Annotated in this window: 17 protein-coding genes and 1 pseudogene; 16 read left to right on the top strand and 2 right to left on the bottom strand. The window is 42.2% G+C overall.

Features of this window, described 5'->3' with window-relative positions:
- Window positions 1-218 precede the first annotated feature (218 nt).
- Both GRF59_RS02820 and GRF59_RS29630 read right to left on the bottom strand, forming a co-directional pair.
- Window positions 219-1,235 (bottom strand): aminoglycoside phosphotransferase family protein, encoded by a 1,017-nt coding sequence (locus GRF59_RS02820; RefSeq protein ID WP_160496139.1) that lies wholly within the window; start codon window positions 1,233-1,235, stop codon window positions 219-221.
- Window positions 1,225-1,374: a hypothetical protein gene (locus GRF59_RS29630; protein WP_237391604.1), complete on the bottom strand. Its 150-nt coding sequence runs from the start codon at window positions 1,372-1,374 to the stop codon at window positions 1,225-1,227. The genes GRF59_RS02820 and GRF59_RS29630 overlap by 11 nt, the downstream gene beginning before the upstream one ends.
- 455 nt (window positions 1,375-1,829) lie before the next feature.
- Between GRF59_RS29630 and GRF59_RS02815 the strand changes: the two are divergent.
- The 16 genes and pseudogenes from GRF59_RS02815 to GRF59_RS02750 all read left to right on the top strand — a co-directional run.
- A pseudogene (locus tag GRF59_RS02815) lies at window positions 1,830-2,241 on the top strand (MFS transporter); the annotation flags it as partial.
- Window positions 2,242-2,301: 60 nt separating this feature from the next.
- Window positions 2,302-2,484: an H-type small acid-soluble spore protein gene (locus GRF59_RS02810; RefSeq protein WP_160496138.1), complete on the top strand. Its 183-nt coding sequence runs from the start codon at window positions 2,302-2,304 to the stop codon at window positions 2,482-2,484.
- 36 nt (window positions 2,485-2,520) lie between these two features.
- The gene (locus tag GRF59_RS29310; RefSeq protein ID WP_168928891.1) at window positions 2,521-2,691 is read left to right on the top strand and encodes a hypothetical protein; all 171 of its coding nucleotides are present in this window, start codon (window positions 2,521-2,523) and stop codon (window positions 2,689-2,691) included.
- 81 nt (window positions 2,692-2,772) lie between these two features.
- Window positions 2,773-2,898, top strand: a complete 126-nt coding sequence (locus tag GRF59_RS29935; protein WP_272914963.1) for a hypothetical protein — start codon at window positions 2,773-2,775, stop codon at window positions 2,896-2,898.
- A 124-nt stretch (window positions 2,899-3,022) separates the two neighbouring features.
- The gene (locus GRF59_RS02805; protein WP_160496137.1) at window positions 3,023-4,411 is read left to right on the top strand and encodes an S-layer homology domain-containing protein; all 1,389 of its coding nucleotides are present in this window, start codon (window positions 3,023-3,025) and stop codon (window positions 4,409-4,411) included.
- Window positions 4,412-4,744: 333 nt separating this feature from the next.
- On the top strand, window positions 4,745-4,903 hold the full coding sequence (locus GRF59_RS30230; protein WP_423802948.1) for a CPBP family glutamic-type intramembrane protease: 159 nt from the start codon (window positions 4,745-4,747) through the stop codon (window positions 4,901-4,903).
- Between the two features lie 251 nt (window positions 4,904-5,154).
- Window positions 5,155-5,430, top strand: a complete 276-nt coding sequence (locus GRF59_RS02800) for an XRE family transcriptional regulator (protein WP_237391603.1) — start codon at window positions 5,155-5,157, stop codon at window positions 5,428-5,430.
- Between the two features lie 894 nt (window positions 5,431-6,324).
- Window positions 6,325-6,780, top strand: coding sequence for a DinB family protein (locus tag GRF59_RS02790; RefSeq protein ID WP_160496136.1), 456 nt, complete (start codon window positions 6,325-6,327; stop codon window positions 6,778-6,780).
- Window positions 6,781-7,331: 551 nt separating this feature from the next.
- The gene (locus GRF59_RS02785; protein ID WP_160496135.1) at window positions 7,332-7,871 is read left to right on the top strand and encodes a GNAT family N-acetyltransferase; all 540 of its coding nucleotides are present in this window, start codon (window positions 7,332-7,334) and stop codon (window positions 7,869-7,871) included.
- 186 nt (window positions 7,872-8,057) lie between these two features.
- The gene (locus tag GRF59_RS02780; RefSeq protein WP_160496134.1) at window positions 8,058-8,552 is read left to right on the top strand and encodes a DinB family protein; all 495 of its coding nucleotides are present in this window, start codon (window positions 8,058-8,060) and stop codon (window positions 8,550-8,552) included.
- 278 nt (window positions 8,553-8,830) lie between these two features.
- Window positions 8,831-9,307 (top strand): DinB family protein, encoded by a 477-nt coding sequence (locus GRF59_RS02775; protein WP_160496133.1) that lies wholly within the window; start codon window positions 8,831-8,833, stop codon window positions 9,305-9,307.
- Window positions 9,308-9,572: 265 nt separating this feature from the next.
- Window positions 9,573-10,136, top strand: coding sequence for a GNAT family N-acetyltransferase (locus GRF59_RS02770; protein WP_160496132.1), 564 nt, complete (start codon window positions 9,573-9,575; stop codon window positions 10,134-10,136).
- A gap of 196 nt (window positions 10,137-10,332) precedes the next feature.
- Entirely contained in the window at window positions 10,333-11,271 is a 939-nt protein-coding gene (locus GRF59_RS02765; protein ID WP_160496131.1) for a hypothetical protein, read from the top strand.
- 241 nt (window positions 11,272-11,512) lie between these two features.
- Window positions 11,513-11,995, top strand: a complete 483-nt coding sequence (locus tag GRF59_RS02760; protein ID WP_160496130.1) for a DUF2975 domain-containing protein — start codon at window positions 11,513-11,515, stop codon at window positions 11,993-11,995.
- Between the two features lie 10 nt (window positions 11,996-12,005).
- Complete coding sequence (locus tag GRF59_RS02755; RefSeq protein WP_160496129.1) at window positions 12,006-12,224, top strand: helix-turn-helix domain-containing protein; 219 nt, start codon at window positions 12,006-12,008, stop codon at window positions 12,222-12,224.
- A 185-nt stretch (window positions 12,225-12,409) separates the two neighbouring features.
- Window positions 12,410-12,991, top strand: coding sequence for a GNAT family N-acetyltransferase (locus tag GRF59_RS02750; RefSeq protein WP_160496128.1), 582 nt, complete (start codon window positions 12,410-12,412; stop codon window positions 12,989-12,991).
- Window positions 12,992-13,043: the final 52 nt, after the last annotated feature.

The raw sequence follows: 13,043 nt of genomic DNA, 5'->3' as shown, positions 1-13,043 counted from the left end.
TTTATATTGCTTAATAAAGTGATTACAAATGCAAAATCAGGTATTGAATGGTGTAATTGGGTCAGAATTTTATTGAATTAAACAACTTACTAGATAAATATTGCTCATAAACCCAAAAGCCGAAGAACATTTTGATCTCGGCTTTTGTATTGCATCTTATACCTTAGCAGGCATAACTAATCGTTAAAACAAAGCAAAATGACTTATTTTTTATAGAGTCAACCCTGCGCAGGGCTGCTCTTCATTTCATAGATTTTTTGGAGTGTATGGACAAGCTTTGTCTTCTCATCATCGTCCTCTGTGTGTAGATATCCCTCTATAAGCCTGTAGCCGAATACGAGAAGGATCAGCTCATAGACGTAATGATCGGCGATAGGGGATACATCCGCATACTCCGAAAATCCTTTGTAATACGCGGGGACACATCGCTGATAGTATTCGACCATGTGATCGATATCGGCTTCATCCGCAATCAAGCTTGCGAGATCCTCGCCCAGGTATCCCCATCCGCTGGTATCCCAGTCGATAAGCACGATTTTCCCTTCCGCATAGATCAGGTTGGTCACCCAGAAGTCCCGGTGGCATAGCACGAGGGGCAATTTTTCGATTCGGGCGAGTATCTCGTCTGCGTGCTCATCGATGTCGATTAGCATTTGCCGCACGTACTGCGGGAATTCGCAGTCCTCAGAGCGTATATAATCGTAGACGACCGGCCATGATCGGTAATGCAGATACGTATTCTTCATGAGATCCGCATGGCTCAGGTTGGTCAGGCTCTGCAGCACGGCGGGCTGCAGAGCATACAGCTTGCCTTGATAGCGTCCTAACTCCAGTGCGGCCTGTTCATACATGTCACCAGTCAAGTCTAAACCGGTTACGCCATCGATATATTCCAGCCATAGCTGGAATTCATCTTCTACGGTATTCATCTCCGCGTGATAACATTCGGGCCAACGCAAGGCATCTGAGAACGTCGCTCCCAAGTCAGACACATAGAGATCATATTCCCGGCGCCAGGAATCCGGATCATTGAAACGTTCCCATTTCTTCTGAATTTTCAGCACGATACGGTACGGCAATTTTTCTCCATCCGCGGTTTCGGCGATCCCCGTTACCAGGTACACATTTCCCACAGTTCCGCCCTGTAACGGTTTGGTTTGGCAGTCGGCCGAGATGATACCCTTCTTGAACTGTTTTTTTAAGGCATGGAGCAGCGTCTGGGGATTAATATTCATTTTTTCCAACCTCCGTTACCCTGCCGGTCAATAAACCGCATTGAATTGCGTCTATATCTGTATAACCATATGTTTTCAAATCCATCATGTTTTTATTGTTAGCTCCTTTAATGTTGTTTTTTGGACGTAAAAATGCCACGGACAAGCAGCCTCTAAAGAAGCTGCTGTCGCGCGGCATCAGGACGCGTTAAAAAGATACGACCTTCATCGTATCCAGCAAACAGCAATATTCACGAAAGGTTACTTTGGATGGCATAACAAATAATACGGGCGTTTTCCCGCTTTTTTCGCATATGCCTGCTATTCAGTTTTAAGACCAAACCACCATATAAGTAGTTGCCATTAAAAACATCTCCCTTCGTGTCAGGAACTTGCTTATCACTAAGCTGTCATTAAAATAAACTTTTTTGGGAAAAAAATCAATACCGGATACTAATAACCCTAAATTAACCTAATTTATCACATAGAATTAGCTTATTTCAGCTATCTTAATGCTCGATAACCCATTCTTTTATCTAGCGGATCGCGAAAGAAAGTACCTGCAGATGCTGAGTAAAATTCTTTGGGATGGTATATAAGCGAACGGCGAAATTGCTGATTGATAGAGGTTGGGTTCGTCCGGCCACGGGATTCGCTTTTAGCTTTAGTTATTATTTCTGCATTTCTGCCCCTTATGATTCAAACCGGTTCGACATTCTCATTAGTAGCCTTGGTAGTCGCGGCTATTCTTTTAGATATGGGAGTTTCAGCAAATCTGGTCCTTGGACAACGTGCGATCTTCGCGTTGGGAGCAGAAATTCGAAGCCGTCTAAACGGATTATTTATGGCTATTTTCTTTATTGGTGGTGCTGTAGGCTCAGCTATAGGAGGGTGGGCATACGTCATGGGCGGCTGGAAATTAGCGATGTTGATAGGAATAGCTTTGCCGGCAATGGCTATGATATATTATGCAACGGAGAAAAATGAGCCGTTTTTTATATACTGTTCAGGCAAGAACCATGAATAGCAGATATTTACTTCGAGCATAGTAAAGACGGACTCTACTCAGAAAGGGAGGTCATTCTACATGAATGTTCAAAGAGCACAAGAAATTGCGTCTTCTCCCGTAATGGCGAATGTACTGTGTGATGGGATACCAATCTATATACAGCATGTGCATGAGGAGAGTGAGACAGCGCGCATCTATGCGCTGAATAAACCTGAAGAAGAGCGGGAAGTACCTCTGTACTCGCTAATAGAAGAAGAATAGACATTGGAATAAGAAAGAAGGGAGGAGAAGCCCCGAATGGAAAAAAATAAACAGAAAGAAATAGAGGCAGACCGTTTGAATTTTCATGACGAGACCGATGACGTGGTCGGACGGGAGCCTGCCACGACGAATGTCGACGATGCCGTCGCAGCGATGACCTCACATATCAATAAATACGATGTCCCGGATGAGTTAGAGGAGAAGTAATAAAAGGGAAGCGCGCACAGATTAACCTGCTGCGTGCTTTTTATATGTGAAGAATGAACATGTCAAACATATAAGCCGAAAATGACAAGAGTACATACCGATGAGGAAAAGATTCATCTTCGAGGCAAAACCATGGAAACCTTGGATTATTTGCGGATGGAGTCCATTGATCTTGTGCCGACAGACATATCCATATGGATGGTATGAACGGGATTGAACTGCAGCAAATGGAGAAGAAATGGATCTTTTTGAGTAAACGGAGAAACCTTTTTGAGTGGAGGTACGTCTATGATGGCAAGATAAACCAACTCGACTACAAGAGGTGACATTTATGAAAAAGCCATCCAAAATCATTACCCTGTCCGCAGCCGTTGCCCTGGCATTCAGCTTGGCCGGACAAGACTTTGCTTCTGCGGCTGCCTTTAAAGATCTGGATAGCGTGCAAGATAAAGACAAGATCATTGCCCTGCATGACAGCGGCCTGATCAAGGGAATTACAGCAGAACGGTTTGCTCCGAATAAGACCGTCACACAAGCCGAGAGCGTGCAGTTTTTCGTCAACGCGCTGGGACTGAATCTCGACTTTATCCGTTTTGTTAAAGAGCCCCAGGCTTCCGATTATTACAAGCAAGCTAACGATTCCGCTTGGTACGCAAAGGCTTTCATAATCGCTGCAGTCAACGGATTAGACCTGCCTGCGGATCTGAATCCGAATGAAAAGATGACGCGCGAAGGCTTTACGCACCAGCTCGTTCATGCGATCGAAATTGCCGGTAAGCTGCCTCTCATTAACCCGATTGTCCAGAAGTTCATAGACCAGGATCAAGTCAATCCCGAGTATTCCGGATCGATCCAGCGCGCCCTGAACTACGGCGTCGTAGGTTTGGATAAAAACGGGAAGTTTCAGCCGAAGAAAGAAATTTCCCGCGCGGAAGCTGCCATTGAAATTAGCAACGCGCTTCATTATTTGAAAACTCACTCTGGGCAGCAGGGCGGCGAGAGCTTCGCTCTCACGGCAGAACAAGCCGTGCAATTGATCCAAGGGGCGGCCGGAGAAAACCTGCAGATCAAAATCGATCCAAAAGCCGCCGTGACCCGCGAGTCGTTCACGTACCTGCTAGTTCATACACTACAAACGAGTGGCCAGCTGCCGATGTTCAATCTGGTTCCGGCGGAAATCAAGGATAACGATCAGATCGATATCCTGAATCAAGGCTCCATTCAGACGGCGCTTGCCCTGAGATTTGTTCAATTGGACCAAGAGGGCAATTTTAATCCTAAGGCCGGAATTACCCGTACGGATGCGACCGATATCGTGATCAAAGCCGTAAAATACTTGAATACTCACCCGGTGCCTGAGCAAGGCGGGGCAAGCAAAGCCATCACGGCAGAACAAGCCGTGGAATTGATCAAGAAAGCCGCCGGAGATACGAAACTGCAGGTCAAGATCAACGCAGAGGCCGACGTGACGCGCGAATCGTTCACGTACCTGCTGATCCACACGCTTCAAGCCGAAGACAGGCTGCCGATGTTGAATCTAGTCCTGAAGGAGATCAAGGACAACGACCAGATCGATATACAATATCAAGGTGCGATTCAAACAGCGCTTGCTCTCAAGATCGTAGAGCTGGACCCGGAAGGATACTTCCATCCGAAGAACGGAGTAACCCTTGCAGACGCGACTGCAATGGTCGATCACGTACAAGAGTTCGATAAATAAGAGTAGGGAAACGAGTAGGAGGATATTGCACAGAAGTTGTAAAGTGGCGTTACGGCTGAGATGTAACATTTTTAAGGCAGAGGACTATCTGCGCTTCCATCGATTTGGGTCAAGCATTCATGTTGTGCGAACTTGAAATGTTAGTTAAATACCTTTTTATGTTAAGCAGGCTGCAGCAGTAGTCTGCTCATTTTTTTAATCTAACCTTATGAGTTCTGATTTACAGGTTCGAGAGAGACGCAAACATGACAAACTTAATAGTACGAGAAGTACTACAGCCTGATTCGTTAGGCTTTTTTTATTTTTATGTGGTTTGATTTGTGTCATTAGAAAATACACAAATGTGACCCCATTCTGGGATTTCGAATCTCCCTGGGATATCTCTTCAAAAAGACAAACTCCTTATGGTCGGCCACCATTGTACATACGGTCTATAATTTGTTGATATACACCAGGTCGTTAAAAGGAGGACCCGTTACTTGGCATTCGTGATGTGAGGCAAACTGAATTTTTGCGCACCATAGCTCCAATTTGTATTTTGTCTACTGTGGCTCGGAATTGCGATGGGCCGAGAATACTCCTAGCCGTTATTTGCTAATGGAATATGAAAGTCAACAATCAACAGCTTTTTCATTAAACTAACGGGCAGGTTAGTAGTGAATACCGCCAAAAGTTTTGTTTATCCATACTGAAAATGGACAACACTTATAGTTGAATATTATTGCACATGGGGGCATTTCTTTATGAAATTTGAGCTTGGACGCTGCTTGCTGCATGAACGACTTCTGGAATCCAGAAAAACAGTGGACTCGCTGGCAAAAGAATTGCTTCTTAAGCCGGAACGAATTTCCGACTTTACGGATAACAAAAGAGTCATGCCGCTCAAAATCGCCATATCGATCGCCGACACCCTCGGTTGCGATGTACGCACCCTGTATGAATTAATTCCGCTAGTATCGATATCAAAAAGACAAGAACCCGCACCTGGAGCGGATTCTTGTCATGAAGGAAAGAAATGAATCAATACAAAATATTAAACGAATACTTCTGGAGTTTTAAGAAACTGGAAGATAATTCGCCATATTAACATTAAAAGCCACTTAAGTAGAAAGCTTAAGTGGCTTTTATAATTACCTATTCTCGTTTCAAATTTTAATTGGCATTTTAAAGTGAGAGCACTGTCCGTCCGCAGCAGACCTACATTCTGAGAAAGATAAGGGCTTTAAAAGTTGCAGTTTTCTATGTGGACGATTTGATTGAAAAGTTCGAACAAGAATAATCGACGTAACGAAAATATGAGCTGCCTCTCTGGCAGCCTGTTTTATTTCAGAAGGGGGGCGATAAATGATCAGGGTACATTTGCCATATTCCAGCAAACGAAATATTGTCAAAGGTGTATATTGAGCTCCTATGGAAATTTAGACTTGGCCATTGTAAGGAAATCGGTTGCCTTTTTTAATTACACCGACAAGTAGAACAGTTCCAGAATGTGGTATATTTGATGTAGTGATACTTTCTAAGTGGAGATGTTTATGAATCCTACTTTTAAACACCTATATTCAATCGCTTGCCGGATGGGACGTGACCGTCATAGGGGCTGGCGTCAGTAACTCACCGCTGATCCGCATACTTTGCTTAACCGGGGCGAGCGTAATCGTATACGACCATAATCCAATCCTGCCACGGAATGAGTGGGACGAACTATGCGTCGAGTTGCACTTAGGGGAAAGATGCCTAGATCGAGTTGTAGACGATATAGTGATTCACACTCCAATCGTGAAGACCATCCGGCGTTAGACTCAACCACGCCGAACAGATTCCTCAAAACCAAATGAATCTGACTGACCAAATGATTAAACTAACGAATAACAGTAGGTTCAAGTAATCGATGAGACGAAGAGGGGGAAACCGAAATGAAGACGATCAAGCGCATGATGGACCACCTGTACTGGGCGGACGGACGCATCTTAGACGCGCTCGAGAAGAATGAGACGAAGAACAAGGACCTTCTGAAGCTGGTTCGGCACATCGCGGTCGCGGAACGAGTCTGGCTGTCCCGATTGCTGGGCAAGGGCAGCGCGCAATATTCGTTGTGGGAGGAAGCGGAAGACCTGACGGCGATCCAGACGATGTTCGAAGAGAACGCTGAGCAATATCGAGTCTATATCGAAGGGCTCGAGGATTCCGAGTTGGACGAGATGGTTGACTATGCGAACCAGAGCGGGGTTACGTTCCGAACGTCCGTCCGGGACATCCTGTCGCAGGTCCTCTTACATGGACAATATCACCGGGGACAGATCAACCGGGCACTTCGGATCGAATCGGCAGAGCCCATCCAAGTCGATTACATCACGTTCGCGAGGCTCTAACGGACTCGGAATGGGATTGGCATATTGGCCTAACGGGACACATTAGCACAATAAAGACAAGCAGGCAGCCGTTCATTATGATCGGCTGTTTTTCGTTAAGTAGATTTTTTTGGTGTTCATCGAGGGATTTTCTCGATGTATATATTATGGAATCGAGAGTTGTAAGTCGACAAGAACAAATATCGTTAGCCGAAAAAGCATATATATGGTTAACCGTAATTGTTAAGAATTATCAATTAAGAGGTTGGCGCAAATTCTACCGACCTTCTTCCCTACAGATCTAAAGTTTCCAACGGTTGCTCCAGCAGATGTTGGAGTCGTTCAGCTTGAAGGACTCTAAACAATCGACAAGATGTTTCTTTTTTGTGAAATTATATGGATAGCGATGCTGCACATGCTGTTGAGCAGGCTGTCGAAATCTGCTCATTTTATTAAGCTAACGGGCAGGATAGTTTAAACGATTCACGAATACCTCCAAGTATGGGATTAATTGCGAAGTTCGCAAATAAATCGTTATGTGACATACCACAAGAGCTGAAAGGACGGAGAACATGATTACTCTTAAGTACTTTGAACCTTCTGATTTTGATCAACTTATTGAATGGAGTGGCGATGAAGCATTTTTACTACAATGGGCTGGGAAACAATTTCAGTTCCCACTGAATAAAGAACAATTAAAACAGTACCTCAATGAAGCAAACGATATGAATTCATCAGACAGATTAGTCTACAAAGTAATTGATGAAATCTCCAACCAAGTTATTGGACATATTTCATTAGGAGTAATAGATAGGCACAATCGTTCTGGGCGAGTTGAAAGGGTGCTTGTTGGGGATCGAACTGGCAGGGGCAAAGGTTATGGGAAACAAATGATATTAGAGATTTTGAGAATTGGCTTTGATGATTTAAAACTGCATCGAATAAGTCTTGGTGTATTTGACTTCAATAAATCGGCAATTAAATGTTATGAAAGCACAGGGTTTGTAAGAGAAGGTTTATTACGAGATATAAGAAAATATAGAGACACATATTGGAATTTGATTGAGATGAGCATTCTTGAAAATGAATGGGCAAGAATGAAATCAAATTGAATGTAAGTCAGGAAGTGTGGTACGTCACATAACACGATATTCACGCATCAGGCATACGCCCTCGGTCCGGAAGAAGGATTTCAGGGAGGCAGAGGCAGCCGGACACATCCGACTTCGTCGGACGTCCTGAATACAAGAACGTTATCCGAAAGAACCGAGAAATAAATCAAGAAGAGAGGTATAGGTATGAATTATAAATCTATTCTATTAGATCAATTAAACGCTTGTTATAACGATAAGAGCTGGTTTATTCCACTTCATGAGATTTTAATAGATCTAAATGCAACACAAGCTGCATGGGAGACTGAAAGTAAACAATCAATTTGGTCGATCGTGAATCATCTTATTTTCTGGAATGAGACATGGCTAGGAAGATATAACACCGAGCAATTTGAATTGAACAGCTCAATAAATAATGATGATACGTTTTTTGTAAATCCACATTCTATAAATGATCTTGAGTGGAAAAAGACCCTACAGAGACTCGAAAGTGTCTTTTATAGTTGGAATAGGGCACTTGAGGAAAGCGCAGATCTCAAACTAATATCAGAAATCCCCTCATATTTCAATGCTCCATGGTGGGGAGTAGTATCAAATTTATGTATTCATAATGCATATCATATTGGACAAATAATGCTTCTCAAAAAACAATTGCTAAGTTTAAGTCAAGAAAACGATTGAACGTTTTTCAACGGAGTCGGTTCCTTCGGATAACAACATATCAACGTTTCGGGCCATTCGGCCCTCGGTCCGGCAGAGTCCGAAGTAAACTCGACGAGGCATTTCAGCAGCGAGGAAGCATATTCAGCCGAACACATCCCTCCACCTAACCGCATCGCGGCTGGTCACTTCGTGACCTTAAGCTGGGGGGACGTCGTGAATACAAGAACGTTATAGGTAATCAGCGCAATAATATTAGTTTGCTCTTTGAGCTTACTTGAAAAAAGGAGGGGTTTGAATTGAAGGAATTAATTAAGGAATACGCCTTAGGATACACAATGCTTCGGGATGCCATCGAAGGTTTAACAGAGGAGGAGCTTCATTACAATCCTGCTCCGGATAAATGGAGCATTCATCAGATCCTCATACATGTGACAGATTCAGAGATCTCGTCAACATCACGACTTAAAAAAGTCTTGGCGGAAGATGAACCGACTCTGATTTCATTTGATCAAGACGCATGGGCGAATACCTTGGGGTATGATTTATTGGACCGCGAACAGTATCTTCTTCTGTTCAAATTGCTGCGTTCCAGTATGCAGACAATCCTAGACAATCTAACTAGTGAACAAAATGAGCGAGTGGGGGTATATCCTGATCAGGAGCGGTTCACATTCAAGCAATTGCTGGAATTCCGCGTCGAACATGTCCGTGGCCACCTTGCTCAAATTGAAAGGGTAAAGAAGGCATATCAAGAGAATCAAAGAACCAAGTAACCTAATAAATTAGGTGTACGATAGTCGAATCGTATAAGTATCTCGAAGAAGGTACTGACATCCTATAACAATGTATTCACGCCGGCTGAAGCCGCCCTTAGTCCGCCCGAAGCATTTCGAGAAGCTAGATCTCAGGCGGACAACCCTGCACCGACTACGCGCGTCGCACCCCGCACCTGGCGATGTCTTAAGTCGGTGAGGGTTCGTGAATACGGTAACGTTATCTGAAAGAACTGCAAACAAATGATATGGAAGAAGAGATTACATGGACGTTAGTAAGTTATTTTCAGAATCACCCATTTTTGAAACGGATAGACTTTATCTAAGAAGATTGAGTTTAGAGGATGCTGGTGATTATTTTAATTTTGCTTCTAACCCACAGGTTACAATTTATACGATATGGGAAACACATCAGTCCATCAATGATTCTACTCATTTCATTAAATACATTTTGAAGAAATATGAATCAAGAGAAGCTTATCATTGGGGAATAGTCGATAAGACATCAAATAGGATAATCGGGAGAACTGGATTTATTAGCTGGGATGTGGCTCATCAGAGAGCTGAAATTGGGTTTGCTCTCTCGTGCGATTTTTGGAATAAAGGAATTATTACTGAAGCGAACAATCAAATTATTCAGTATGGATTTATGAGTCTAAATTTGAATAGGATTGAAGGTAGATGTAATTTTGACAATATTGGATCTGGACGAGCAATGGAGAAGGTGGGAATGATTGAGGAAGGAATATTAAGAGATCAGCTAAAGATCAAGGGGAAGTTTGTAGATCAGAAGATGTATTCAATATTAAAGCGAGATTCTATAAGTTGATTCGAACAAGGCAGCCCCATCAGATATCACCGTATTCACGCTGTGTGGCTGACGACCCGTTCCCTCAACCCGAGCTTGATTCAGCTAACGGGCAGGATAGCGTGGCGTGCTAATTCGTGTTGACCATTTCCTATACCCCTAATATAATATTCCGCAAGTCACCAACACAGATCCAGACAAGAAAGGAGTGAGTAATTTGAAACCTACCCTTTCAGCAGACCTTGAAAGAATACTGAATAGACTTGAGAAATCTGATTTGATAACTCTCCTTACAGAACGGATTTCTAGCAGCGATCTAAATACACTTCTTTTGAAGGTATTTAATGAGAAGGTTAGAAAATCTTCTCCGAATGACCTACTTAAGAGATACACAGAAAATCGGTTTGTTCATCCAGCAAATGTAGAACCGCTTCAACTAAAACAATTGGAGATGGATATTCTGAAAGTAGCTGTTAACCAGGGTGTATCCCCACTCCAGTTGTCACCTGTTGCCCCATTAGGCTCTACCTCAGTAGTAGGTACAGTCGATCAAAATAAGGTCATTTCGGCACTTCGGGGGACGGAAGTTGTTTCAGATGCGACGAATCTTATCGCGTTACATATCGCTGATCTGATTAAATACCATAAATCCTCAAGAGAGGATTACATGCGATTTTGTACTACCCATAGACATGTACGAGCACAGTATTTTGGTGATTCTCCAGGAATGCTCGCTCATTTTCACTTATTCTGTATGGTGACCTCTGGAGTTGACCAAGGATCTTACGATTTCGAGAAAAAATCATTGTGGGAGCACATAGAAATTTACCGAACGATTTTCAAATCACTCTTCAATTCCAAAATCGAGGTTATTTTTAGTGAGCGAGGTGGATATAAAGATAGCGCGGGTTTAGTATCAAGAATCACTGATTATGGTGAAAGTTTTGAATTAAATGATGTGGTCATTAGTACAGGTTCTCCTCAAAAGGAAAATCAATACTATAAGGGTCTGCAATTCACTATAAAGACAGTTATCGAGGATAAAGAGTATTACATTGGTGATGGAGGCTTTGTAGACTGGACACAAAAAATGCTCGGAACTAAGAAGGAGCGATTATTGATCAGCGCAATTGGATTGGATCGACTATTGGTTTGATATTCTACTTATTTTGCTCGATTGGCGTTTCGCTAATGGTCAGTTTTGTTGAACAAGTTTAAATTTAACATTTTAAAGTGAGAGCATTTCTTTGTAATGAGAAATGCTCTTTGTTTTTTGATTTTAAAAATGAGATATTCCATTATCAATAAAAATATAATTAATAGCAATACTAATTTATTGTAAAACAATAAATCGTGTGTTAAAGTCATTTTATAATTAAATTAGTGGGGTGCTCTTTATGAAACGGGGAACAACATTCTTTTTGAAGATGGCTGTTATTCTTATTGGAATCCCAATTCTTGCTTTGTGCGTTTTTTTAGTGCCTAAAATCGGGAGTTTTGCTGGAGAATTATATCCAGATATCGCTTATATGAAATCTCTCGTTTTAATCGATATGTACGCGGCAGCCATACCTTTTTACTTAGCTCTGTATCAAGCATTTAAACTTTTAAGCTATATTGATAAGAACCAAGCATTCTCGGAATTATCCATTATGGCTTTAAAGAATATAAAATACTGTGCCATCACAATCAGTACCTTGTACCTGCTAGGTATGCCACTCTACTATCTCATGGCGCAGAAGATTGACCCTCCAAGTTTCATACCAATGGGATTGGTCATTATTTTCGCCTCTATGGTGATCGCCGTTTTTGCTGCTGTTCTCCAAAGTCTTTTACAAGAAGCTATTAATATTAAATCAGAAAATGCTTTAACGATCTGAGGTGATTATTATGGCGATTATCATTAATGTTGATGTGATGTTGGCAAAAAGGAAAATGAGTGTAACAGAACTGTCGGAGCGGGTTGGAATTACTATGGCGAATCTTTCCATTCTGAAAAACGGGAAAGCAAAAGCGGTTCGTTTTTCAACATTAGAAGCGATATGTAAGGCTTTGAATTGTCAGCCGGGTGATATTCTGGAGTATAAAAGCGACGAAGACACTAAATAATAACAGACAACAAATTTATTAAACTAACGGGGCACTAGAGCTTAATAAAAAAAATACAACGCGGTTGCCGGCATGGATCGGCAGCCGCGTTGTGCTATCGGGTAGGTTAAAGCAATGAGTTACTTGCGATCTTCATGGTATAATAAAGCAAATTTAATCAACTAATTTCTTGGAGGGATCACATTATGACAATCAACAGGAAGGGGCAATTAACTGAGATTCAAATCGAGGGTCGTGATATTCTTTTGAGATATGCTCAGGAGTCCGACCTGAATAATTACCTTACTTTTTTACATGATCCTGAGATGAATCGGCTAACGGGCTCACAAATAGAAATCACCCGTGATGAAATTGCCGCATGGATTAAGAAAATCAGTGTCATAAATAACGATCGTGTTGATTTTATGATCTTATTAAAAAGTACAAACGAGCTGTTAGGCGAGGTCGTGTTAAACGAAATCGATTCAATCAACCGGAGTGCAAATATCCGTATCGGAATTCAAGGCAATAACCATCGCGGTAAAGGCTACGGTACGGAAGCTATGATTCAAATGCTCCGGTATGGATTTAACACACTAAAGCTGCATCGAATTCATTTAGGCGTTTATACTTTTAACCCACGAGCGATCCATGTCTACGAGAAGATCGGATTTAAACGAGAAGGGTTACAACGAGATGCATTATATATAGATGAAAAGTTTCATGATATGATCTCGATGGCTATTCTCCAAGATGAATTCCGATTATTACATGAGCCGTTACGCTAACAGGGAACGTTAGTAGGTGGGCATTGAATTTAACTGTAATAAGTTCAACTGT

Origin of the sequence: Paenibacillus dendrobii (genome assembly GCF_009807035.1) — a bacterium.
In the GTDB taxonomy this organism is placed as follows: domain Bacteria; phylum Bacillota; class Bacilli; order Paenibacillales; family Paenibacillaceae; genus Paenibacillus_AQ; species Paenibacillus_AQ dendrobii.
The sequence above is the reverse complement of the archived record's forward strand: the minus strand, read 5'-3'. Positions and strand labels throughout refer to the sequence as shown.

Excerpts from the sequence above, each read along its gene's own strand:
- GRF59_RS02810 (WP_160496138.1), top strand. The coding sequence starts at position 2,302 with ATGAATGTTCAAAGAGCACAAGAAATTGCGTCTTCTCCCGTAATGGCG.
- GRF59_RS02770 (WP_160496132.1), top strand. The coding sequence starts at position 9,573 with ATGGACGTTAGTAAGTTATTTTCAGAATCACCCATTTTTGAAACGGAT.
- GRF59_RS02760 (WP_160496130.1), top strand. The coding sequence starts at position 11,513 with ATGAAACGGGGAACAACATTCTTTTTGAAGATGGCTGTTATTCTTATT.
- GRF59_RS29310 (WP_168928891.1), top strand. The coding sequence starts at position 2,521 with ATGGAAAAAAATAAACAGAAAGAAATAGAGGCAGACCGTTTGAATTTT.
- GRF59_RS02750 (WP_160496128.1), top strand. The coding sequence starts at position 12,410 with ATGACAATCAACAGGAAGGGGCAATTAACTGAGATTCAAATCGAGGGT.
- GRF59_RS02805 (WP_160496137.1), top strand. The coding sequence starts at position 3,023 with ATGAAAAAGCCATCCAAAATCATTACCCTGTCCGCAGCCGTTGCCCTG.
- GRF59_RS02785 (WP_160496135.1), top strand. The coding sequence starts at position 7,332 with ATGATTACTCTTAAGTACTTTGAACCTTCTGATTTTGATCAACTTATT.
- GRF59_RS02755 (WP_160496129.1), top strand. The coding sequence starts at position 12,006 with ATGGCGATTATCATTAATGTTGATGTGATGTTGGCAAAAAGGAAAATG.
- GRF59_RS29935 (WP_272914963.1), top strand. The coding sequence starts at position 2,773 with ATGACAAGAGTACATACCGATGAGGAAAAGATTCATCTTCGAGGCAAA.
- GRF59_RS02790 (WP_160496136.1), top strand. The coding sequence starts at position 6,325 with ATGAAGACGATCAAGCGCATGATGGACCACCTGTACTGGGCGGACGGA.
- GRF59_RS02780 (WP_160496134.1), top strand. The coding sequence starts at position 8,058 with ATGAATTATAAATCTATTCTATTAGATCAATTAAACGCTTGTTATAAC.
- GRF59_RS02800 (WP_237391603.1), top strand. The coding sequence starts at position 5,155 with ATGAAATTTGAGCTTGGACGCTGCTTGCTGCATGAACGACTTCTGGAA.
- GRF59_RS02820 (WP_160496139.1), bottom strand. The coding sequence starts at position 1,235 with ATGAATATTAATCCCCAGACGCTGCTCCATGCCTTAAAAAAACAGTTC.